This is a genomic window from Microbulbifer mixtoriginis (SeqCode) (assembly GCF_052466865.1).
On record NZ_CP174293.1, the window covers coordinates 681,530 to 705,556 of the forward strand.

General features: G+C 51.5%; 20 protein-coding genes. 18 read left to right on the forward strand and 2 right to left on the reverse strand.

Annotated elements, in window-relative coordinates; all coding sequences use genetic code 11:
- The first annotated feature begins 73 nt into the window (after positions 1–73).
- The 5 genes from ACJJJA_RS03015 (at position 74) to creD (ending at position 4,602) form a co-directional block, all read left to right on the forward strand.
- Positions 74–265 carry a DUF3094 family protein gene (locus ACJJJA_RS03015; RefSeq protein ID WP_252084312.1) on the forward strand — a complete coding sequence of 64 codons (192 nt, stop codon included), beginning with the start codon at positions 74–76 and terminating at the stop codon, positions 263–265.
- 10 nt (positions 266–275) lie between these two features.
- Complete coding sequence (locus ACJJJA_RS03020) at positions 276–944, forward strand: nitroreductase family protein (protein ID WP_444899202.1); 669 nt, start codon at positions 276–278, stop codon at positions 942–944.
- Positions 945–1,003: 59 nt separating this feature from the next.
- Positions 1,004–1,690, forward strand: a complete 687-nt coding sequence (gene creB, locus ACJJJA_RS03025) for a two-component system response regulator CreB (RefSeq protein ID WP_444903713.1) — start codon at positions 1,004–1,006, stop codon at positions 1,688–1,690.
- Between the two features lies 1 nt (position 1,691).
- Entirely contained in the window at positions 1,692–3,116 is a 1,425-nt protein-coding gene (creC, locus tag ACJJJA_RS03030) for a two-component system sensor histidine kinase CreC (RefSeq protein WP_444903714.1), read from the forward strand.
- A 112-nt stretch (positions 3,117–3,228) separates the two neighbouring features.
- Entirely contained in the window at positions 3,229–4,602 is a 1,374-nt protein-coding gene (creD, locus tag ACJJJA_RS03035; RefSeq protein WP_444903715.1) for a cell envelope integrity protein CreD, read from the forward strand.
- A 61-nt stretch (positions 4,603–4,663) separates the two neighbouring features.
- Here the strand turns inward: creD and ACJJJA_RS03040 are convergent, their stop codons facing one another.
- The gene (locus ACJJJA_RS03040) at positions 4,664–5,125 is read right to left on the reverse strand and encodes an EVE domain-containing protein (RefSeq protein WP_444903716.1); all 462 of its coding nucleotides are present in this window, start codon (positions 5,123–5,125) and stop codon (positions 4,664–4,666) included.
- Between the two features lie 120 nt (positions 5,126–5,245).
- Between ACJJJA_RS03040 and ACJJJA_RS03045 the strand changes: the two genes are divergently transcribed.
- The 9 genes from ACJJJA_RS03045 to ACJJJA_RS03085 all read left to right on the forward strand — a co-directional run bounded on the left by ACJJJA_RS03045 (position 5,246) and on the right by ACJJJA_RS03085 (position 17,265).
- On the forward strand, positions 5,246–6,334 hold the full coding sequence (locus tag ACJJJA_RS03045; RefSeq protein WP_444899197.1) for a sensor histidine kinase: 1,089 nt from the start codon (positions 5,246–5,248) through the stop codon (positions 6,332–6,334).
- Between the two features lie 4 nt (positions 6,335–6,338).
- On the forward strand, positions 6,339–7,154 hold the full coding sequence (locus ACJJJA_RS03050; RefSeq protein ID WP_252084319.1) for a LytR/AlgR family response regulator transcription factor: 816 nt from the start codon (positions 6,339–6,341) through the stop codon (positions 7,152–7,154).
- A gap of 373 nt (positions 7,155–7,527) precedes the next feature.
- Positions 7,528–10,623, forward strand: coding sequence for an efflux RND transporter permease subunit (locus tag ACJJJA_RS03055; protein ID WP_444903717.1), 3,096 nt, complete (start codon positions 7,528–7,530; stop codon positions 10,621–10,623).
- Entirely contained in the window at positions 10,620–11,747 is a 1,128-nt protein-coding gene (locus ACJJJA_RS03060) for an efflux RND transporter periplasmic adaptor subunit (RefSeq protein ID WP_444883605.1), read from the forward strand. Before ACJJJA_RS03055 ends, ACJJJA_RS03060 begins: the two co-directional genes overlap by 4 nt.
- A gap of 92 nt (positions 11,748–11,839) precedes the next feature.
- Entirely contained in the window at positions 11,840–12,475 is a 636-nt protein-coding gene (locus ACJJJA_RS03065; RefSeq protein WP_444887887.1) for a DUF6515 family protein, read from the forward strand.
- Between the two features lie 117 nt (positions 12,476–12,592).
- Positions 12,593–14,764: a mechanosensitive ion channel family protein gene (locus tag ACJJJA_RS03070; RefSeq protein WP_444905282.1), complete on the forward strand. Its 2,172-nt coding sequence runs from the start codon at positions 12,593–12,595 to the stop codon at positions 14,762–14,764.
- A 69-nt stretch (positions 14,765–14,833) separates the two neighbouring features.
- On the forward strand, positions 14,834–16,324 hold the full coding sequence (locus ACJJJA_RS03075; protein ID WP_444903718.1) for a rhomboid family intramembrane serine protease: 1,491 nt from the start codon (positions 14,834–14,836) through the stop codon (positions 16,322–16,324).
- A gap of 86 nt (positions 16,325–16,410) precedes the next feature.
- Positions 16,411–16,878: a cupin domain-containing protein gene (locus tag ACJJJA_RS03080; protein WP_444883608.1), complete on the forward strand. Its 468-nt coding sequence runs from the start codon at positions 16,411–16,413 to the stop codon at positions 16,876–16,878.
- Positions 16,879–16,899: 21 nt separating this feature from the next.
- Complete coding sequence (locus ACJJJA_RS03085) at positions 16,900–17,265, forward strand: thiol-disulfide oxidoreductase DCC family protein (RefSeq protein ID WP_444883609.1); 366 nt, start codon at positions 16,900–16,902, stop codon at positions 17,263–17,265.
- Positions 17,266–17,374: 109 nt separating this feature from the next.
- Here the strand turns inward: ACJJJA_RS03085 and ACJJJA_RS03090 are convergent, their stop codons facing one another.
- A complete protein-coding gene (locus ACJJJA_RS03090) occupies positions 17,375–18,790 on the reverse strand; it encodes a hypothetical protein (RefSeq protein ID WP_444903719.1) in 1,416 nt (471 codons plus the stop codon).
- Positions 18,791–18,955: 165 nt separating this feature from the next.
- Here ACJJJA_RS03090 and pepB point away from each other — a divergent pair, with 165 nt between their 5' ends.
- The 4 genes from pepB (at position 18,956) to ACJJJA_RS03110 (ending at position 24,026) form a co-directional block, all read left to right on the forward strand.
- A complete protein-coding gene (gene pepB / locus ACJJJA_RS03095; protein ID WP_444883611.1) occupies positions 18,956–20,245 on the forward strand; it encodes an aminopeptidase PepB in 1,290 nt (429 codons plus the stop codon).
- Between the two features lie 236 nt (positions 20,246–20,481).
- On the forward strand, positions 20,482–21,657 hold the full coding sequence (locus tag ACJJJA_RS03100) for a DUF3667 domain-containing protein (protein ID WP_444903720.1): 1,176 nt from the start codon (positions 20,482–20,484) through the stop codon (positions 21,655–21,657).
- Positions 21,658–21,796: 139 nt separating this feature from the next.
- The gene (locus ACJJJA_RS03105; RefSeq protein ID WP_444903721.1) at positions 21,797–22,918 is read left to right on the forward strand and encodes a DUF3667 domain-containing protein; all 1,122 of its coding nucleotides are present in this window, start codon (positions 21,797–21,799) and stop codon (positions 22,916–22,918) included.
- Positions 22,919–23,300: 382 nt separating this feature from the next.
- The gene (locus tag ACJJJA_RS03110) at positions 23,301–24,026 is read left to right on the forward strand and encodes a CARDB domain-containing protein (RefSeq protein WP_444903722.1); all 726 of its coding nucleotides are present in this window, start codon (positions 23,301–23,303) and stop codon (positions 24,024–24,026) included.
- Position 24,027: the final 1 nt, after the last annotated feature.

Here is a 24,027-nt window from a genome sequence, read left to right on the forward strand (position 1 = left end):
GGGGCTTTTTTTATGGAGTCGCTTTTCGCTTTCTCCTACACTCGGGAGAAAACAATAAAGAGCGAAACAGCCAATGACCAATATCTCCCAGAAGAGACTCTCCGAGGAAGACCAGGCCCGGGTCGATCAGTATCTGCAAAGCGCGGTCAACCAAGTGGAGCGCAAGCCCTTCCGCCCCTGGTTGTTGTTCGTCATGCTCCTGGTGGTGCTGACCCTGCTGTCGTTGATCAGCGTGTTGATCGCGCAGACCAAAGGCGTGGTGTGAGGGGCTTGCTATGGAGCCCGATAAAAACTTTCAGCCACTGGATTTTACTTGCCTTGACGATGACGAGATGCGCCGTCGCGCAGGGGACTTTTTCCGTTTGATGCGCCGGCGCCGCTCGGTGAGGGATTTCTCAGTTAAACCTGTACCCCGCGAGGTTATCGAAGACGCCGTGCGTGCCGCCGGTAGCGCTCCCAGCGGGGCCAATATGCAGCCGTGGCATTTTGTCGTCGTTGAAAATGCCGAGGTTAAACGCCGTATTCGCCTGGCGGCGGAAGAGGAGGAGCGCGAGTTTTACCAGCGCCGTGCTTCAGAGGAATGGCTCAACGCATTGGAACCCCTGGGCACAGATGCGCACAAGCCTTTTCTTGAAACGGCGCCCTACCTGATTGCAATTTTTCTGAAGAAGTTTTCCAGTGCGGAAAATGGTGAGCGATTAAAAAACTATTACACCGCGGAATCGGTAGGTATCGCCACAGGCATATTGATTGCTGCCCTGCATAATGCCGGTGTGGCGACCCTGACCCACACCCCCAGTCCAATGAAATTTCTCAATGAAATTCTTGGCCGCCCTATACAGGAAAAACCCTATATGATTCTGGTGGCTGGGTTGCCCGCTGAAGGTGCTCAGGTGCCAGCTATCGGCAGAAAACCCTTGGATGAAATTGCTGATTTTATTTGAGTTACCGCTTTCCGCGCGGCAAAAATAGATACACTGGTGGAATTTGAGCTTAGGGTTCCATGCCAAGAATATTGATCGTCGAGGACGAAGGCGCAATAGCCGATACCCTGATTTACGCGCTGCAGGCCGAGGGTTTTACCACTCACTGGCTGGCGCTTGCCGGCGAGGCATTAGCACTGCTGAAGAGTGAGTCTTTCGACTTGGTGATTCTGGATGTGGGACTGCCGGATATCAGTGGCTTCGAAGCCTGTAAACAATTGCGACGTTTTTCCGAAGTGCCGGTGATTTTTCTCACTGCGCGCAACGGGGAAATAGACCGGGTTGTAGGGCTTGAAATTGGCGCAGACGATTATGTAGTGAAACCTTTCAGCCCGCGCGAGGTGGCAGCGCGGGTCAAGGCCATCCTCAAAAGGGTGGCGCCACGCTCAGAGAGAGTAGAGCTATCTGAGGCTAAAGGCCCTTTCCGTATTGATTCGGCGAGTTACCAAATCCTCTTCCACGAACAGTTATTGCCTCTGACCCGCCACGAGTACCGCCTATTGGAAACCCTGCTTGCCCAGCCCGGAAGGGTGTTTTCCCGTGCACAATTGCTCGATGCTTTGGGGGTGGCTTTGGAGGTGGGGTATGAGCGCAATGTCGACAGTCACATCAAAGGGTTGCGGGCAAAAATTCGTGAGATAGCGCCAGACTCCAAGCCAATCCAAACCCATCGCGGCCTCGGATATAGTTGTTGCCCGGAGCAATAATATGCCGCTCGGGATACGCATTTTTGCCGTCTATTTCCTGTTTGTAGGGTTGGCCGGCTGGTTTGTATTGGGCACGGTGATGGATGAGATTCGCCCCGGCGTGCGCCAGTCCACTGAGGAAACCCTGGTGGATACCGCTAATCTATTGGCGGAAATCCTGCGCGACCCGGTGATCGCCGGTAACTTGGCTCAAAGTCATTTACCCGAAGTACTTAAAGCCTATGGTCGCCGCCGCCCGGAGGCGAGTATCTGGGGATATACCAAGATCCAAGTCAATCACCGTATCTATGTCACCGATGCCAGCGGTACTGTTTTACTCGATTCCAGTGGCCTCGCGGTGGGGCGGGACTACTCCCGTTGGAACGATGTTTATCTGACCTTGCGTGGCGATTACGGTGCCCGATCCACCCGCGAAGACCCCAATAATCCAGATTCTTCCGTCATGTATGTGGCGGCGCCAATCCGCGATGGCGAACAGATTATCGGCGTGGTTTCGGTGGCCAAGCCCAATCAAACCTTGCAGCCCTATATCGAGCGTTCGCAGCGTCGCCTGATATGGCAGGGTGCGGGGCTGGTTGTGCTCGGTTTGTTGGTAGGCGCCCTTCTGTCCTGGTGGCTCAGTCGTGCTCTGGGGAAACTCACCGATTATGCCCAGGCTGCCAGTGCGGGCCACAGGGTAAAACCGCCGCAGTTACCTAGTGGAGAGTTGGGGCAGTTGGCGGTGGCGGTAGAGCAGATGCGCGGTGAACTAGAGGGCAGGGACTATGTGGAGCGCTATGTACACACCCTGACTCATGAACTGAAGAGCCCATTGGCGGCCATTCGCGGTGCCGCCGAACTGCTCGATAGTGATATGCCGACCGAACAGCACCAGCGTTTTGTGGGCAACATCCAGCGGGAGGCCGAGCGATTGCAGCAGTTAAGCGAACGGCTGCTGCATCTGGCCCAGGTGGAGCAGCGTCAGGAGCTGGAGGAGCGAGTGGCGATACCGCTGGCGCCGCTCGTTGAGGAGCTAATCGAGGCTCAGCGAGTTCGTATCAGTGCCGCCCAACTGCATGTGGAGCAAGAGCTGGCACCGGCACTGCAGCTGTACGGTGAGCGCTTTCTGCTGCGGCAGGCCCTGGCCAACCTACTGGACAACGCGCTGGATTTTACCCCGGATGGCGGCCTGATTCGCGTCAAAGCCGAATGCTGTGGAGAATGGGTCAAGTTGTGCTTGTTCAATCGGGGCGAGGCAATCCCGGAATATGCCCTAGGGCGCCTTACTGAGCGCTTCTATTCGCTGCCGCGTCCTGGGGGCGGTCGTAAGAGCACTGGACTGGGACTCAATTTTGTTGAGGAGGTGGCGGAGTTACACGGCGGTACTCTGTCGATCCGCAATGTGCCTGGTGGTATTGAGGTCAGTCTAAATTTGCCCGCAGCCTGATGGGTAAGGGGCCCCCACACAATCTCCCCAGGCTCTCCATATTGCCTCCATCGGCAATCCATACTCGCAGCTCAGACTGAGGTTATCGAAATTGGATACCGAGGTCTGAACCATGAACCGAGCCCTGGCTTTTAAATTGGGCGCTATTGCTGTTTTGATTTTGTTGCTTCTTATTCCACTGACCATGATCGATGGCCTGATCAGTGAGCGAAAGCGTTACCAGAGTGATGTGTTAAAGGATATTGCCCGCAGTTCCAGCTTTAACCAACAAATTACCGGCCCTATTTTAGTGGTGCCCTACGTCAAGAAATACTGGAAGTGGATAACCAATGAAAAAACCGGTGAGAGGCACAAGGAGCAGCGGGAGGAGCGTGGCCACCTGTATTTTCTGCCCGAGCGCTTTGTCTTCGATGCCGACCTGACAACCGAGCGGCGTGCTCGGGGTATCTATGAGGCGCTTCTGTACCACAGCGATAGCAAGGTTAGTGGTTTGTTCCGAGTGCCGGAGAAACTGGGCTTGGGAGCGAATTTGGATCAGTACCGCTTTAGCACGCCTTACTTATCGGTAGGTATCAACGATATTCGCGGTATCCGCAACGATCTGAAATTGCGCTTGAACAACCAGACATTGGAATTTGCCCCGGGCAGTCGCGCACCGATTCTCGGTGATGGTGTGCACGCTATGCTGCCAATGTTGGACTCGAAAGGCGGCCAAACCCTGGCGTTTTCCTTCGATCTCAAACTACAGGGTACCGAGCACTTCAGCCTGGTACCGGTGGGTCGTGACAGTCGTGTAATGATGAGGGCCGATTGGCCGCATCCGAGCTTCTTTGGCAACTTCCTGCCCAGTAGTAGAGATTTAAACGATCAAGGCTTTACTGCGGAATGGCAGACCAGCTTTTTCGCCACCAACTTGGAGGAGATACTGCAGCGCTGTATGGGCAGTGATCATTGTAATAACTTGATTAACAGCCGCTTTGGTGTGAGCTTCCTCGATCCGGTGGATCAGTACCTAAAAACAGATCGCGCGATCAAATATGCATTGCTGTTTATCACCCTGACCTTTGCCACCTTCTTCCTATTTGAAATACTCAAGCGCCTGGCAGTGCACCCGGTGCAGTATGCCCTGGTGGGCTTGGCATTGGCGTTGTTTTACCTGCTGCTGTTGTCTCTGTCGGAGCATATCGCTTTCGTCAAAGCCTACATAATTTCCGCCGCAGCCTGCGTGGGCCTAATTGGTTTTTATGCCAGCGCGGTGTTGCGCAGTTGGCAGCGCGGTCTGGGTTTCGCCGGGTTGTTGGCCGCCCTATATGCACTCTTGTATGGTCTGCTCAGCGCTGAGGACTACGCCCTGTTGATGGGCTCGCTGTTAGTGTTCGGGGTGCTTGGCTGCACTATGGTACTGACTCGTCAACTGGACTGGTACAACGTCGGGCACAGCCCTACCCAGAGGGGCGGCGAGCCCGGTGGAGATGAACAACCGTAAGCTGGGATAAATCACTTCGGGGTGGCATGTAACCGCCCCGTTCTAGTTTTCGCTTCCGGTTTTATTGCCCGCCCAATTTCACGATGTAATCCCACTCTTCCTGGCGCACCGGCTGTATCGACAAGCGCCCCTGCCTGACCAGTACCATTTCCGCCAGCTGTGGATCCTTCTTGATTTCTGCCAGGGGTACTGGGCGTTTGAATTCGCTGCGCCATGCCAGGTCCACACAGAACCAGCGCGGACTATCGGCGCTGGCCTTGGGGTCGAAGTACTTGCTCTCTGGGTCGAATTGCGCCGGGTCCGCATAGGCGGCGCGCACTACCTCGGCGGTGCCCACCACCGCCGGCAGCTTGCAGGCGCTGTGATAGAACAGCACCCCATCGCCCACGGCGACCTGATCGCGCAAGAAGTTGCGCGCCTGGTAATTTCGAATACCATCCCAGCGACCGCTGCCATTGGCTTCGGCGGCGAGGTCTTGCAGGCTGTACTCATCGGGTTCGGATTTGAATAACCAGTGTGTCATGCGGCAGTTTGTCCCTGTGCTGCGCCGGTTGGTGTTTCGCCGGCGATCGGCGCCATTTAGTATGAAGCCATACAAAAGTGTCAAATCGGCGTTATTTTTTTACGCCTCTAGCGGGAGATTATGGGAAACAAAGCATTTCAGTGGCTTTCAGAGCGCCTGTCGAGCCACAGGTCCCAGTACTGGGCCCTGCAAATCAGTGGTTGGGCCGGCTACACACTGCTGACTTTTGTCGGTAGCTTTTTCTGGGTGAAGGACCACTGGATCCATTCAGGTTATATCGCTGTAGCTACTGTCGCGGGGATATTTCTCAGTGAAGCCATGCGCTTCGGCTTTCAGCGCCTCTGGAACAAGCCTCCGGCGACTCGATTCTTTGGTTCACAGCTGCTTGTGATTGGTGCAGCCGCTGTGTGGGCGGCAATCAAGTTTGGCGGTTCCCTGTGGTTGTACGGTAAGGACAGCGATGAGCATCCGGCCGTACTGGCCATGTACTGGTTTTCCTATTCCTTCCTGATTCTCACCACCTGGGCGGCACTGTATTACGGCATCAAGTATTATCGGTCTTCACAGACTCAGCGGGCCAAGGCTCTGCGCGCGGAATCCATGGCGCATCAGGCCCAGTTAAAGATGCTCCGCTACCAGCTGAATCCCCACTTCCTCTTCAATACGCTAAACGCTATTTCCACTCTGATCCTGGATAACGATGGGCGCACCGCCAACAATATGGTCACACGCTTGTCTCAGTTCCTGCGCCACTCCCTTGATAACGACCCCATGCAGAAGGTCACTCTGGCCAAAGAGGTAGAGGCGCTGATGCTGTATCTGGATATCGAGAAAGTACGCTTTGCCGATCGCCTTGGGGTACGGCTGGATCTGCAGGGCGACTCGCCCAAGGCACTGGTGCCCAGCCTACTACTGCAACCCCTGGTGGAAAATGCGATTAAATACGGTATCTCTCAACTAGAGAGCGGTGGCGAGATCAATATCAAGGCGCGAGTGTTCGCAGGGGAGTTACTACTCGAAGTGAGCGACAATGGTCCGGGTATGCCAGAAGAGGAGTTGCGCCTCATAGGCAAAGGATACGGTGTTGGTATTCGCAATACCTGTGAGCGCCTGCGCGCTCTGTATGGCGATGATCAGAGAGTGCGTTTCCACAACCGTCCACAGGGTGGGCTGTCGGTGAATATCCGCATTCCCTATGAACAGGAATAACGAGATGAGTGCAGTTGAAAACCTGACCGCAGTAATTGTCGATGATGAACCCCTGGCACGTCGCGGCCTGCGCCTACGCCTGGAGCATATGTCCGGTGTCGATGTAGTTGCTGAGTGCGGCAACGGCCGCGAGGCTCTGGAAATTATTCTGCAGCTAAACCCGGATGTGGCGTTTGTGGATATTCAGATGCCTGGTGTCAATGGCCTGCAGCTGGTGCAGCAAATACCCCTGGAAAAATTGCCCCAGGTGGTGTTCGTAACTGCTTATGATCAATATGCGGTGGAGGCCTTCGAGGTCAACGCGGTAGATTATGTATTGAAGCCCATCGAAGAGGAGCGACTGCAACTGGCTCTGACTCGCGCACGGGAAAAAATGGCCACGGCGGATATAGCCATACAGCGCGAGCAGCTGCTGGAGGCGGTGGCGGATTTGACCAAGGAATCTCCGGAGGCACTGGAGCAGAAACTGGTCAGCGGCCAGTTTGCTGGCAGCGCCTACCCGGATAAAATCGCTGTGAAAGACTCTGGCAAGATCACCCTCGTACCGGCACGGGAAATCGACTGGATTGACGCTGCCGGGGACTATATGTGTGTACACGCCCAGGGCGAAACCCATGTGATGCGCATTACCATGAAGGAATTGGAGCAACAGCTGGATCCAAAATTATTCCAGCGTATTCACCGCTCCACTATCGTAAATTTAAGCCGTGTGCGGGAAATTCGCGCGCATATTAATGGTGAATATCACTTGGTGTTGGACAGTGGCGAGTGCCTGAAAATGAGCCGTAGCTATAAGAGTAAAGTGCAGCATTTTCTTTGAGGTATTTTTGCGCCTAGCAGAAATAAAAATTCACTAAGTAACCTGATCGATTATTCCCGACACTTTGTCGCAACGGCCTTGTTTGCAACTCCTATTGCATTAATCTTCCTTTCCCTAGCCCGCTGTTCTTCAGCCGCGGGCATATCGCACGGCACAGGAAGTGCGGTTATTGATCCAGGGCCTAATTGGAAGAAACGCGGCAGTTTTTTCTTGAAATTTTGCTTTTTCGATGGGAATGAACTGGGCGTAAACCGGCAGGGTAACAGTAGGTTTAATACTCTACTCCAGAGTTTTGCCGGAGATGATGACCTAGATAAGGACTCGTCTATGGAATTGCTAGTTTAATCGTAAATATAAAATAAGGGCCTATGGAATGGCGCTGACAAAAGCCGCTCTGAAAAATCCTGCCGCCGCTGGTGTGGCTGTAGTGCTTGCTGTTTTACTGGGGTCCTTTCTCGCCAGTCGTCTGCCGGTACAACTTTTCCCCGATATTGAAAATCCTCGTATAGCTATCCAGGCCGGTTGGCGTGCTGCCGCACCGAAGGAAGTAGAGGCGGAAATTGTTGAGCCGATTGAATCGGTTCTACAGGGGCTCACCGGCCTGGAAACCATGGAGGTAAATGCCGGCCGTGGCGGCGCATGGGTGAATCTCGAATTTAGTATGGGCACCGATATGGACAAGGTGCTGATCGATGTGATCAGCCGTATGAGCAGCCTGCCGCCTCTACCTCGGGATGCGGAACCGCCACGGGTAATGCTCGGTGGTTGGGGTGGTGATGCCACCGCACTTACCTACTTTTTTCTACAGAAGCTGCCTGGCAACCCTAATCACCTCGATGACTATGCCGGTCTGATTGAGGATGTATTGCGTCCTGAGCTGGAATCCGTGCCTGGTGTTTCCAGTGTGGAGGCCCAGTCCGGTCGTGCCGCACAGGAGGAGTTACAGGTTGTTTTCGATCCCTGGAAGGCCGCCGATTTAGGCATTCAGTTGCCAGCGATCAGCCGTCAGTTGGCCTCGGCAAGAGATGTTTCTGGTGGTTTTACCGATGTCGGGCGTCGCCGCTACACACTGCGTTTTGTCGGTGAGTACAAGCCGGCGGATTTATCCGAGCTGGTGCTGGAGTGGCGCGATGGCCAGCCGGTGCGCCTCGGCGATATTGCCGAGGTGCGTGTGGGACCGTCGGAATCCCGCGGGGTAACCACCCAGAACGGTAACCCAGCGGTGTCTATGCGTATCAACCGTACCAACGATGCCAATATGCTCGCTACTCTGGAGCTGGTAAAGCAAAAGGTGGAGGAGCTGAATGAGACCAAGCTGAAAAACGAACAGCTGGTGCTGGTGCAGTCCTTCGATGCCTCGGTGTTTGTGTATCGCGCCCTAAACCTTCTAGGTGGCAATTTGATATTGGGCATACTGCTGGCGGTAGGGGTGCTCTGGTGGTTTATGCGGCGTATGCGTGCGACATTAATCGTTGCCGCAGCTATTCCCATCTCCCTACTGTCCACTTTCGTCGTTTTATCAGCTGCCGGGCGCAGTGTGAATGTGATTTCCTTAGCGGGGCTGGCCTTCGCCACAGGTATGGTGTTGGATGCCGCAATTGTGGTACTCGAAAATATTGTGCGCCTGCGGGAAAAAGGCAGTAATCCGGAGGAGGCCTCGGAACAGGGGGCAGGGCAGGTTTGGGGTGCACTGCTGGCGAGTACCGCCACTACCGTAGCGATCTTCCTGCCGGTATTTTTCCTCAACAGCGTTGAGGGCCAGGTATTTGGTGACCTAGCCCTGACCATCGCTGTGGCAGTGGTATTTTCTCTCTTAGCCGCTGTTGCCATAGTGCCACTGGCGGCCAAGCTATGGTTGCCACCAATTTCCAGTGAGGACCGACTGGCGAATTTATGGGAGAAGATAACTAAGCGGGTCATGGCGCTTACTGGCACTCGCGCGCGCCGCTGGCAGGTGATTGGTGGCTTCTTACTCGTGCCTATTGCTGCGACCTACTTTCTTTTACCCAACCTTGATTACTTACCTCCGGTAAAAAGGGATGCGGTGGATGTATGGATGAATTTCCCCTCTTCTACTAATACCAAAACTATCGAAAAGGATATCGTCAACGAGCTGGATCGGCGTATGGCGCCTTACATGAGTGGTGAGCACGAGCCGGCTCTCAAAAACTACTACATCATTACCTGGCCCAATGGCGGCACTATGGGCGTGCGTGTTAAGGATATGGACCAGGCCAAGGAGATGGAGAGGTTGTTGCGCGAGGAAATTCTGGTGGATATTCCAGACTTTCAGGGTTTCGCTGCGCGTGGAAACTTATTTGGGCAATTCGGTGGTGACCGCCGTATCGCCTTACACCTGCAATCCCGTGATGCTGATGGCTTGATGCGCGCCGCTGCCCGTGGTGTAGAAGTCATGAAAGAAGTAATGCCGGGCACGCCGGTACAGACCAATCCAGGCCTGTCTCTGTCGGAGCCGGAGCTGACGGTGCGGCCTAACGACCGCGCCATGCTGGAGCAGGGCTGGAACCGCCAGGATATGGGTAGCTTGATTCGCACCCTCGGCAATGGCCTCTATGTGGGTGAATACTTCGACGGGGAAAAACGCCTGGATGTGATTTTCAAAGCACAGCCTTGGAGCACACCGGAACAGTTACAGAATACGCCGTTGGTCACTCCCCGTGGAGAGGTGGTATCGCTGAGCCAGTTGGCGAGTGTGGAGCGCACCGTGGGCCCGGGCAACCTGCGTAGAGTGGATGGTCGTCGCACTATTACCCTGAATATTGTGCCACCGGATGACATCTCTCTAGAGGAAGTACGTGCCCAGCTTGAGGAAGAGGTGCTGCCGAAAATTCGCGAGGCTTTGCCCGAGGATGGCAGTATCCTGGTAGGGGGGAACGCTAGTGATTTGGATAAAGCTCTGGTATCTCTTTCACAGAACTTCCTGTTGGCGCTGTTGATTCTGTTCCTGCTGATGAGTGCTTTGTTTCGCTCACTGCGCGATGCTGGGCTGGTGCTGTTAACCGTACCGCTGGCTACTGTCGGCGGGGTCTTGGCACTGCAGTTGCTGAATCTGATCAGCTTCCAGCCCCTCGATCTTCTCACCATGATTGGTTTCGTTATTCTTCTGGGGTTGGTAGTGAATAACGCCATCTTGTTAGTACACCAGACCCGCTCAGCGGAAGGCGCGGGCGCCAGTCGGGTAGAGGCGGTGGAGCAGGCGTTGCGCCTGCGCCTGCGGCCGATCTTTATGAGTACCTTGACCAGCGTATTCGGCATGTTGCCCCTGTTGGTAGCTCCGGGCGAAGGAAGTGTGATCTACCGCGGTCTGGCCTCCGTGATTGTCGGTGGAATGGCGGTCAGTACTCTGTTTACCTTGATTTTATTACCGGCGCTGTTACAGACCGGTCGCCTGCCTGTGCCGCAATTTACCCGCTTGCGTCAAAGGCTGGCCCTGAGGAGTTCCCAATGAAAAAGTTACTTGCCGGAGTTGTCCTGTCCCTCACCTCTGTGGGACAGGTTTTGGCCCAGAGTGGCGCCGTAGCGGTCACTGTGGATCGGGCTGAGACCCGCCAGATGGCAGCTAGCCAGTGGTCCGCCGGGGAGGTGGTGAGCCGTCGCGATATACGTATTTCCTCTGAACTGGATGGCGTGTTGGAGTTTGTTGCTGAGCCCGGTAGCTTGGTAAAAAAAGGTGAGCGCCTGGCGCAGTTGGATGGAACCCATTGGCGCCTGCAGTTGCGCAATAGTGAAAGTCGTATTGCCCAGCTGAAGGCGCGTCTCACCTACCTGGACGCGCAGCTGCATCGACTGAGTAAATTGGCGGAAACCAACAGCACCTCCCGTGCAGCGTTGGAAGAACAGCAGGCCGAGCGCGAGGCGATGGCCCAGGATCTGTTAGCCGCACAGATTGAGCGGGACAGGCGCGCCTATGAACTTGGTAAGACCAACATTGACGCCCCCTTCGATACCCTGGTGGTGAGTCGCGAGTTGCAGGCGGGGGAATATGTCCGCACCGGCTCCGAGCTGTTGCGCGCGCTGGATATGTCCCAGCTGGAGGTGGAAGCAGATATTCCGTTGGCTGCTCTGCCCCTGATTGGTGCCGGCGACAGTATTTCGGTGCGCAGCGATGCCTTGTCCCTCTCTGAGAGTGAGCGCGCTAAAGCAAGGATTATCAGCGGTCATGTGCGCCAGTATGTACCTGTGGCCAGCGAAAACTCTCGCAGAGTTAAGCTGATGGTGCAGCTGCCCGGCAAGGCTTCACAGCAGTGGGACTGGGTAGTGGGCATGCCGGTACAGGTGGCAGTCCCCCTGTCTGAGGCCCGCGACACCATGGCAGTTCCGCGTGACGCCTTGGTGTTGCGCAATGGCGAAACCTTTGTTTACCGTGTGGATAAAGAGGATAAAGCGGAGCGTTTGTCGGTTCGTGTTGGCAGCGGTGATGGAGAGTGGATAGCCGTTTACGGTGAACTCGCTGATGGCGACCGGGTTATCGTGCGTGGTGCCGAGCGCCTGCAGCCAGGGCAGGAGGTGAAGATATTATCAGAGGTGGTGCGCGATAAAGATGACAGCAGTGTTCTGGCGGTGGCTGACTGAATTATTGATACCAGTCTCTTTTAATTAAATTGGGGAACAGAGTTCCATGACAATACACTTCTGCGACATTTACTTGCTCGTCGAGGTGTCTTATGCGTTTCCTGCTTGCGCTGCTGTTACTGACGATTGCCTCAGCACCTCTCGCGGAGACGCAGGTGGTGCCCCTTCTGGACGGGGCGCGCCTTATCGAAGCCAACAATGAAATTTATTTCTATGCAGATGGATATTTCTACCGGCAGGGACCGGATGGTTACACCCGTGTGGAGCCACCACTCGGGGCTAGAGTGCCGGAAGTACCAACAGGCACATCCTTTTACCTCGGTGGTAAGGATTACCGGCGAGCGGGGAATGGCACTTTCTTCGAGTTTGACCCTAAAGACAACCAATTTGTGGTGGTTACCCCTCCGGCCAATTGGCGCAATTACAATCGCAATCCCCTAGCACCCGAAGTAAGAATTTACCCGCGTGCCTATCCGCCCAATTACGAATCTACCCGAGCCTATCCTCCTAAATACGAATCCTCCCGCAATGTCAGCCAGCTACGTCATTCGAGAAATGTCCGCCGCCCTGACCGAAATCTCGGCCGTAGGGAAGTGTTTTGCAAGGCCAGAGCAGCCAACCTGGTGAGAAGTGTGCATAGACCCGGAAGGGTATCTGTGGTTAGTACTCGCGCCTATCGCAGACAATACCTCAATTGTATGCGCAGCTATGGGCGCAGACGCTACTGAGCCCCTTTAAGTTGAAGAGCCGAGAGCCTGGCCGCTCTCGGCTACACTCAAGAAATAAGCCCCTAGGGGCAAGGTCTTCCCCTTGCTGATACTGCTTCACGGACAGATGTGTATTTTATGCTGGGTGTTGGTGGTTACTTCTTTACTGATAAGCCTAAGACTCGCACCGGGCAACGACTTTCCCACTTTTTTCCGATCGCCTTCTGCCTGATTTTTTTCGCCCTTTGCTCTCTGGCCGCTAGTGCCCAGTTACCCGGTTCCAAGCCCAAGGAATTCAAGGCGGTGGTGCCTGAGTTTGCCGATCCTTCTGCAGATTGGTGGACCGGCTGGACCAATGCATCGCCGGAGCAGCGACGAGAGTGGCTACAGGCCATTAAAAAGGGTTGGCAAGAGTGGCAGCAAGAATTACCTGAAGAGGATGAGGCGCTGCAAAAAGGGGCGAAAAAAATTACCCAGAGCCTGGAGGGGGTGGAGGTCACCTGGAAGAAGCGTCAGGAATATTTAAAAGTTGAGTTGATGCCGGAGGTGAAGTTTCCGGAAAGCCCTAGTGTACTCGACTGGGCCCGCGCCGATGCGGCCATTAGCCGCGGTCAACGCCGCCTGAGTGGTGTGCAGCTAGAGGCGCGGCAGCTGCGCGCTAGCCGATCGCAATCCTTGGCGCAGTTGCGCAAGCAGGTAATTGTGCTGCGTGATGCCAAAGGTGAGGAAGAAGACCAGGCGGCACAAGCGCTGTTATTAGCGCAGATCAATCACCTGAATATTATTGAGCAGCTGGATACGGTGAATGAGTTTCTCGGCACCTGGCAGGAAAAAATCGAACTGTCGGAAACCAAGCTGCGCGGTATGCTCGACGACCTGCAGTTCAGTGAGAAGGATGCCGAAAAGCTGGAGAAATCCATCACCGACAGCGATAAGAAAATTGAGCGTATCGCCGCTACCCGCACCAGTATCCAGAGCACTACCGAGCCCTCCACTGACCCCGACGTCAATATGAAAAAGGACCTCACCCTGATGCAACTGGAGGTGGACCTTTTAGAGGAACACCTGGGTAAGCGCAAGAGTGAGTTACTGCAATCCATCAACCGCGTATTGAATCCAGAAACTGGCGAGGAGACATTGGTTGTCAGTCGCGAGCTACTGGAGAATGCCAATGCGGTGATCGATAGCACTTCGCGGGAGCTGGCGATCCGACAGCGGCAGGTGGTGGCTTGGCGCGATGAGGAGGAAAGTGCCGATCTGAGTCGTTGGTGGGCTTACTTTGAACGGATCGGCAGTGGTCTGGCGCGGGCCAACGACTTGGAGCAGGATATCCAGCGTTATGAGAAGGCCCAACTTGAAGTTTACCGCGAGCGCCAGGGCTGGTGGGCCACGGTTCGCGAACGTTTGGCGCTGACCGGCCGCCAGGTATACAAACGCTGGCGCACTCTGGCGGATTACCAGCTGTTTACTATCGCGCAAAACCCAATCACGTTGCGCCTGATTGCCAGGATGGCATTTGTGTTGGTCTGCGCCTGGTTGCTGTCGGTACTGACTCGCGCCTTCCTGCGCCGGCTAGTACGCAGGGAACACGCCAGCGAATCCTCCATGTATAACCTGAGCCGCGTATTGCACTACACCTATATCGGCGTCGCCCTGATTGTGGTGTTGAGTATGCTCGGCCTGGATACCTCCAAGCTGGCACTGGTGGCTGGAGCCCTATCTGTAGGTATTGGTTTTGGCTTGCAGGCTATTTTTTCCAATTTCATTTCCGGGCTTATTTTACTGTTCGAAAGGCCCTTGAAGGTTGGGGACTTGGTAGAGCTGGAGTCCGGTGTTTTTGGCCGAATCCGCGATATCAATGTGCGTTCAACCCGTATCACCACCCGCGACAATGTGGATATCCTGGTACCGAATACCGAGTTTGTCGCTGGGCGGGTGATTAACCATACCCTCGATGACCCGGTGCGTCGTATTCATGTGTCCTTTGGTGTTTCCTATGCCTCCGATCCAGACTTGGTGCGGGAAGCTGCACTGGAGGCCGCCTCGCGGGTCAATATCACTCATACCGACTGGAAGCGTAAAACTGAAGTCTGGCTGATGGAATTTGGCGATAGCGCGCTGAATTTTAAGCTGGTGGTATGGGTGAACAGTAACATGGTCACATCTCTGGGTGACTCCTATGCGCTTTACAATTTAGAACTGTTGCGGGAATTTCGTGAAAAGGGTATCGAGGTGCCTTTCCCACAGCGGGATCTGCACCTGCGCAGTTGGGATGCACCGGCAATGATTACTCGCGCAGGAAGAAAGTAACAGCCCAGGGAGAGCATCGGGCTTGAGTTGCGGTGGACAGGCGTAGTATTTTCCAAGCGACCGACGGTGATGTCGGCCCCATCCCTGTTATTTTTATTGCAGCGTTTTGCTATTGGGCGTTCGTGCAATATCTACAAGGAACTGCCCGTGCTGATAATCCCGATCCAGAATAAACCAGACTGGCGTCGACCTCCTCTGATGTGCTTTGTGCTAATCCTCGCCAACTTACTGGTATTTATGTTCTACCAGGGCGGTGACGATGCCCGCTGGCAGCAGGCTGAGGAATATTACTTCGACAGTGACTTACCGGATCTGGAGGAGCAGCGCTTCCTGATTTATGTCAATGAGGAGCATCCCGAGTGGCGCCTGCAGATGGATGTAGAGGGCGAGGAATTTGTCTATCGGGAACTACTGTGGAATACGGAATTTCACCAGTGGCTACTGCCCAGGCTGGAACAGGAGGGGCAAACCCAGTGGTTACAGCAGCGCCAGCATTTTGCCGGGCTGCGCGACAAGATTAGCAGCATGGCCCTGGGTCTGACGCCGGCGGAACCCAGTGCGGCTGGACTTTTAGGTCATATGTTTTTACACGGCAGCTGGGATCACCTGATTGGCAATATGGTGTTTTTGCTGCTGTTTGGCTTATCGGTTGAGCTGGCACTGGGGGGGCTTTGGTTTATCGCCCTTTATCTTCTCGGTGGCTTGGCTGCGGCTAGCCTGCATATGTTGGTTGAATCGGGTAGTTATGTACCTATGGTCGGTGCTTCTGGCGCTGTATCGGCGATTATGGGGATGTTCGTTGCTATATACGGAGTGCGGCGCTTGCGCTTTTTTTACACCGTCGGATTTATGTTTGGCGAGTTCAGTGCGCCGGCTCTGATGGTGTTGCCCCTGTGGCTGGGTAAGGAAGTGTTTGGCTACTTATATGGTGATGCCGGGATCGCCTATTGGGCCCATACCGGCGGCTTGCTGGCTGGATTTGTTCTGGCCTTACTGCTGATTTACTGGCGACCACCGTTAATGGCGATGCCGCAGGAAGAAGAGGAACTACCATCCCCGCAAAAGAGCGCGCTGGCGCGCATCGATCGATTCCAGGAAGAGGGTAAGTTGCTCGAAGCCGCAGAGGCTGCGGCCTCCGCAGTACGTCAGTATCCCGACCACCTACCGCTGATACAGCGCTTTATCGAGTTGACCGCGATTAATCCCGATAGTGAGGCGTATCACCGAGCCAATTTGGCGCTATTTGCCCAGGCGGTCAACCCAACAGTTGATGCTCGTATTATTTCCTCCGGTTATTACAGTTACCTGCAAACTACGCAGAAGCCTCGAGCCCTAACAGCCAAAACTTGCCTGCTGATGGCGCGTCGCGCTGCTGAAGCCAAAAACTGGCCCTGGCTCGATGAACTCTTGAACAAGCTTATTGCGCAAAGAGTACAGCACCCGTTGATACCCAAATTAGGTATGACTCTGGTGAATTATTACCGACGTCTGGGCGAGGAGGGGCGCGCGCGGGAAATGAAGGCGTTAACCCAGGGGATGGAAATATCTGGACAGCCCTAGAGGATAAAAACCTGTTTATTAAAATACATTGGCAGTTAGACAGATCCCAGTAAGCATCCATAAGATCAAATTGGCAGGGGAGCCTTATGAATAAATATATTCTTAAAAAAGAACAAATCTTGGATATGGAGGGGGAGCACAAGGTGCACTTCCTCAACCCGAATGCAGTGCGCCGCAATAAATCCTTGGGAGACATGACCGGGATAAGTGGCTTTGGCTTTCACATTATTGAAATAGAGCCTGGGTACGAATCCACAGAGTATCACTGCCACAAATTTGAAGATGAATGTGTCTATATCCTGCAGGGGCAGGCTTCAGTATTCATCGGTGAAGAAAACTATATAGTGGGTGAAGGGGACTTTATCGGATATCCGGCTAATGGCCTTCCCCATGTGATGAAAAATACTGGAAACGATATTCTGCGTTGTATCGTAGTGGGCCAGCGCCTGGATCATGATGTGGCAGACTACCCCAATAAGAATAAGAGGATTTACCGTAATAAGGGATTGCCGTGGGAGCTAGTGGATCATAAAGATATCGAGCACCCTCGTTAACTCCACAGACAGAGATTCTGTATGGCCACAAAAGTACGTGTTTTCTACAATTCTGCCTGTCCGGTATGCGATGCGGGTATCCGTGCTCAGAAGAAGAAAAACACCACTTGCGGTGTAGAGTGGGAAGATGTTCACCTTGATAATGCCAAAGCACAGCAGCTCGATGTGGACCTGGAATTTGTGCGAGAGCGCTTGCACGTGATTGATACACAGGGGCACCTGCGAGTGGGTTACGAAGCATTTATAGCGATTTGGGAGAACTCTCCCAGTGAACAGTGGAAAGCAAGGTTGTCAAAAACACCGGGTCTGCGATGGTGTCTTAACAAAATCTATAATGGCTTTGCCCGCTGCCTCTATCTATGGAATAGGGCTTTAAAGCACTGGTGAGATTGCTTCTGATTTTCTACCGGGTGGAATAAACGGATAGAGAAAGCACGCAACCCTCTCCTGGAAGCGTGCTATCGGTACAGGCTACTGACTCGTTGACTCTGTGAATTTATTGGCGTGTGTTCTCTGAACTATTTAGTACTTTCCACAGAGTATCGATTTGATTGCGTAGAGTGCTGTTGGGGAATTTCTGTCTAAGGAATTGCAGTAATTTCCTGGCCAGGTCTTCGCGGTTCAGCCCATCCATATATACCTGTGCCAGCAGCAGGTAAGCCGCATCCAGCTGTGGATAACTTTCTTTGTGTAGATTGTTCAATAATTGCGCCGCCAGCTGGTATTTGTGCTGTTGGTAGAGCACCTTGGCTAGGGTGTGGCGAAGCTCGGGTTTTACAATAGGGGGGGCCGGCTCGGTGGCCAGGTAAAGTTCCGCCGCTTTGTGTGGCCGGTTGAGTTGTATGAACTTATCCAGTAAATGGGGGCCGAGTTCCCGCAGGGCTTTTTGGTCTTGGGTTGCCAGCAGCAAGCGGTAGTAACGTTCGTTGAGGGCTTCATCATTGGGGTAGCGGCGCAAGCCATCTACCAGCGCCTGACGTGCGGCTGGTAGATTCGATTCGCGCATTAAAATCTGTGCATCGGCCAAAGCGCGTGCGCGGTTGAATTCGTCCTCTTCCAGAAAGGTACTTTCATCATCCAGTTCGGCCTGAATACCCAGTTTTTGCTGTCGTGACAGGCAGATGTAACCCATCATGGCGCTAGTTACGATATAGAAATAGGTAGTCGTGGCTGCAATCACCGGGCCCAGGGACCAGGGGGGTAGCTTTTCAATGGCAATGGCCATCAGCAGATTGGGTGCAGCGGAAACCGCAGTGGTGGTAATCCACAACAGCCAGTAGGGCCAGCCGATAATCAAAGTGAATTGTAGTAACTTAAGTGGATTGATCGCCGCACGCAGGCTATGTTCAAGGGCCAGTACAATCATCGCTGCCGGCGCAAATAGGAAGAGGACAAAAGCATAAAGCTGCACGGCACCCATACCGAAAGAGAAGAGTTTGTAACCAACAAAACCGGCAATCAAGGTCATAGCGATGACTTTCAAGAACAGCGGTGCACTATTACCGTCCAGGGCATCGCCGATTCCGGGAGCTTCCAACTGGCCACTGGCAAGCCGCTCGATAACCAGCAAGTTGTAGCGGCTCACCAGGGCAACGATGCCCACCAGGGCCACGATTGCTAAAAGACCCAGGCCTGAGATTAGCAAACTGGCTGCAGCTGCCAGTGCTATGATCGCCAGGGGACCTGGTTTTAAGGCGTAGAGAAAATAAAAAATTCCCATCTGCCAAAAGGGCTTAGCACTGTTGCTGGCACCGATATACTCAACTGGATCGCGACACAACGGACACTCGGGTCCAAGGCCCTGATAGTTGGCACTGGAGCCTGGGATACATTCGCTACAGTATTTGCGCTGACAGGGTTGGCACTGCCAGGATGCATCGGCACTGGAATGGTAGCGGCAGGATTCAGCCATGAATTTTCCCTAAAAACTTTTCTTCCTAAAGGTTTATTGTGTTTCTTTCTAACAGTTTATCCGCCGTCATCGTGGCGGCGCAATCGTCGAGTATTTTTGATGTACTGTTAGAATGCAGCGTGAATCCTAATAAAATTGGCACACAAGTTTCAAAAAAGGTGTTGTATGACAAAAGCTATGCGCGTTCATTTGGTGGAAGGCACTGCAGGAGAACCCTGGGGCGAGGCGGCGTTACTCAGTTTTAATGGCAGCGAAGCGCATATCCATATTGGTGCGGCCAAAGGTGCTGCACTGGTGGCGGCGCAACGCGCGGCTCGACGCCTCGATGGCATGGGAATCAATGAGGTGATACTCAGCGGTGAGGGTTGGGATATCGAAAGTCGCTGGGCTTTTTGGGGCGGTTATTTTAATCCACGTATCAATAATAAAATCCACTGGGGCAGCGAGGATGCTGGCGAGCTAAAAGAACTGGCAGCACGTGAAAATGCTGCGTGTTGGGTCCGCGAGATTACCAATGGCACGCCGGATGATGTTTCTCCCAGGGTGCTGGCGGAGAGCGCGGCGGAAATGCTACAGAAGCTTGCCCCGAGCGCAGTTAACTATCGCATAGTGGCCGGGGATGACTTGCTGCGCGATGGCTTTGTTGGTATCCACAATGTGGGCCGTGGTAGCGTGCGCGAGCCGGTCATGTTACAGCTCGACTACAACCCTACAGGCAATGCGGATGCTGAGGTGGATATCTGTCTGGTGGGCAAAGGGATCACCTTCGATTCCGGTGGCTACAGCATTAAGCCCTCAAGCAACATGGCCACCATGAAATCTGATATGGGCGGTGCCGCTATGGTGACTGGAGGCCTCGCGCTGGCCATTGCGCGTGGTCTGGAAAAAAGAGTGAAGCTGTATCTTTGCTGTGCGGAGAACCTGGTTTCCGGCCACGCATTTAAGTTGGGCGATATTATTGAATACAAGAATGGTGTCACCGTTGAAGTGCTGAATACCGATGCGGAAGGGCGTCTGGTATTAGCGGATGGCCTACTCGCGGCAGGGGAAGATAAGCCTCGCTTTGTTTTGGATGCCGCTACCCTGACGGGTGCTGCCAAAATGGCTGTAGGCCGCGACTTTAATTCAGTCTTCAGTTTTGAAGATGAAATGGCGCAGAAGGTACTGAATGCCGCAGCACAGGAGAATGAGAAGGCCTGGCGCTTGCCACTGGAGCCCTTCCATCTAGAGCAGACCCCCTCTAACTTTGCCGATATTTCTAATATAGGCGCTGACGGTAGCCCTGGGGCTTCAACTGCGGCGGCCTTCCTTGCTCGTTTTGTATCGGAGGAGGGCCGCAACTGGGTACATATAGACCTCTCTGGCTCTTACCAGCCAAGTGCCAATGACCTTTGGGCCGCTGGTGCCAAGGGACATGGCTTGAGAACTATTGCTCGTTTCCTATTGGATAATTAACACCCAGCAATTACTGCCAAAAGCCTTGCAAAACGCGCCTAAAATTGGCGCGTTTCTATTTTTTCCCGACCTGCGCCTGTAAATTTTCAAGAAATTATATTCCTTTTGAAAGCTTGAATCAGTGAACTTTCACTAGTTGAGGTTTTTTTAATTTAGCTCGTTAATTGGGACTTGGGCTCATAAATACGTTTTGTGTAATTCGGAAATTTATTTTAAATGTCGAGGGGTAATAGGTAATGAGTACTACGGCATCCGCAAATCATTCTGCTCAAAAATCAAATCGTTGTGCTAACTGCGAAACTGAACTTTTGGGACCTCACTGTTACAAATGTGGTCAGCCGGTCAAGGGGATGGTGCGTCATTTCTCCTCCATAATTGGAGACTTTTTTGACACTCTACTGGCATTTGACTCGCGTACATGGAAAACAGTGCCGTCCTTATTCTTTCGACCTGGATTTTTAACTACTGAATATTTTTCAGGTCGTAGAGTCCGCTATGTAAGTCCTGTAAGGTTGTTCATTTTTCTTTGTATCACCAGTTTTTTTGTTACTCAGATTAATAGTGACTGGGCTATTAACTTTGGTGGCAATAAATCTGTAGTTGTGGATACGGAGTCTGCCGAAAGAGGTCTTGATCAGGCTGTTGAGAATTTAAAAGACCTCCAAAAAAAACATGCTGAAGACAATTTGGTGGTCATCAATTTAGAGGAGGTAGAATCTGAGCTTGTTGAAGAACGCATTGAAATTAAGACAGATTTAGACGAACTGAATACGGATCTAGATAAAGTTAATGTCAATCTAAACGGAGTTACAGGGGCATCAAAGCAATCCGAATATTTCACTAAGGATGCTATTGCTTCGGGACTAAATGAAACCATTACCGAAATAGATGAAGAGTTTTTTCAAGTTGACTGGCTTCCTGATTCTTTGGAAGGTTGGGTTAATAAAAAAGTAGACAGTGCCCATAAAAATGTAGAACGAGTCACTGAAGATCCAAATCGACTTAAGAAAGCATTTCTGGGAGCCTTGCCTTCTACTTTAATAATCATGTTGCCAATTTTCGCCATGATGTTGTGGGTAGCTTATATCTTCAAACGTCGACTTTATATGGAGCATTTGATTGTTGCACTGCACAGTCATGCTTTTATTTGTTTAAGTATTTTAACTGCCAATCTGTTTTACAGTGCAAGCGAAAAATTTTCTGATTACAATGTAATCTCTTCACTTTTTGATAATCTGTTTTTTCTGCTAATTATTTGGGTCCCCATTTATCTATTTTGGATGCAAAAGCGTATATATCAGCAGGGATGGCTTATTACCTTATGTAAATACTCTTTTCTGGGAGGGGCTTATTTGATTTTGCTGGCCTTGGGTGCAGCTTTGACTGTCCTCTGGAGCTTGGCAGAGCTTTAGTGCTAGTTTTTAGCTATTCTTGAAATAAAAGAAATTGATCAGTGGTTAGTATTTTTAGGACGTTCTTCACATAATAAGATGCAAAGAAATAGAACGTTTTTATGGTTGATACTTAGAAGTAGAAAAAAGGATAGAGGTAATGAGTTGTTCAGAAACAGTGGAACATATAAAAGGAAGTGTTGCTGAATGTGCAAACTGTAAGACCGAACTTTTGGGGCCACACTGTTATTCTTGTGGTCAGCCTGTAAAAGGAATGGTGCGCCAATTTTCCAACATAATCGGGGATTTTTTTGACACATTACTAGCGCTTGATTCGCGTATAGTACGCACTCTGGCGCCTTTGCTGTTTCGTCCTGGTTTTCTAACAGTCGAGTATTTTGCTGGACGGCGGGTACGTTATGTCAGCCCAGTACGTTTGTTTATTTTCTTATGTATAACAACCTTTTTTACAATTCAGCTTAGCACTGATTGGAAGGATTATTCATCTGAGAATGATGAGACTGTGGTTGAGGAAGTATCTGATATAAAGCAGCCCCTTGATGAAGGGAGAAATACTATATCAGACACACCAAATCAGGATGTCGAGACTGAGTTTTTGCCGAATGAGGCTCCAAAAAAAGTTGGTGAAATAATCGATGAATTTCAGAGGGCTGAGCCCAAATTGGTAGTTGATATTTTTGATAGTGAAGAGGATGAACATTGCAATGTAAAGATTGGTGGAGCTTGCTGGGATAACAAAGCTGAACGCCCAAGATTTTCAGGTGTACCACAATCCCTGGTGGATAGCGTGGCTGAATTCTTGCTAAAGATCGAAAAAAATAGTGATCTAGTTGAAGCTGATCCCAATCGGTTCAAGAAGATTTTTCTTGGTTCTTTACCTTCCACACTATTTATTATGCTGCCTATTTTTGCATTCATGTTATGGGTGCTTTATCTGTTCAAGCGAAGGTTATATATGGAACACTTAATTGTTGCATTACATAGCCATGCATTTATTAGTTTGGCACTATTGTTGACGACTCTTCTACTTAATTTTCAGAGTTGGTTTGGCGGTTATCCATGGGTTGAGCAGATCACGTGGAGTTTAATATCTATCCTTGTCTTTTGGATACCTGTATATCTTTTAATCATGCAAAAGCGTTTATATAGGCAAGGTTGGATTATGACTTTGATTAAGTATTCTTTCTTAGCTGTTGTGTATCCGCTAATGCTTTCAATTGGAGCTACATTGGCAGTTTTATACAGCGTCGCGGAATTTTAGTATTTTCTGTTTATTTTCGGATGTTCTCACTCAGTAGTAATTAGGGTGCTAGGGTATTAAAAATACACGTTTAATACCCTTGATTATAAGAGGATAAGTTAATGTGGATGGATGAGGATATATGCTTTGTATCTTGGTTATATTTACATTTTCTCTAGCGCTGAAGTGTCTTAATTATAAAACTGAATTTAAAATTAAAAAAATCATGATAAATAAGAGAGCTGCAACTGTTTAAGATTAAATCCCGCCAATATTTTCCAGCTATATATAGATATTCCATAAGGTCGCTTTACAATCTCTCCAGCCAATAGAATGTAGTTTTTATTTGATATGTGGTTGAAGGGTAAAATAGTTAGTAAAAAAATACTTTATGGAGGGTAACATGTTGAGACTGATAATCAGTTTTTTAGCTAGTTTACTGACGTTGATTTTTGCGATAATCAGTTATGCAGATCCGATTCAGGATATAAGTATGCAGAACTATAATGCTGGTTGGTACCCTAACTTCTATCAAGGTCAGGGTCCATTGACCTGTCGTAGAACTTGTGCAATTTGGGTCGGTGCTACACCAGAATCTGAATTGACAAAGGAAATGACAGAGGAGTTTGAACGAACCAATGTTTGTAAAATCACTCGCAATCCAGAGATTATTGAAAAGCCATATGATGATCCACTGGCCCATTGGTTATATGGTAATCAATTTGACGACAAAGCTAATTGTTATGCGGGTACACCCTTTGGAGTAATTGAAGATGATCACTACATGTGCTTATGTGTATGTGATAAACCAGACCTGATCGTGAGCAAAATTCATGATCCAATCTGGGACTCTGGTTCAGGGCAATCCCTGATTGCTGTAGATATCACCAATGTCGGGCAAATGGCAGCTGCCGCAAGTTTTGCTCGCCTGATCGATCCCGATACTTTGGCCAATGATGTTCAAGCAATCCCAGTCTTAGCCGTTAGTGCGACGATAACCCTCATCTTTACCTTGAATTATTGGGTATTTGATCCTGATGCGGTGCTGGAAGTGACCGCAGACTATAAAAACATCGTGGAGGAATGCGATGAAACTAACAATACGCAGGTTTATAAAAAGCAAGGTTAAA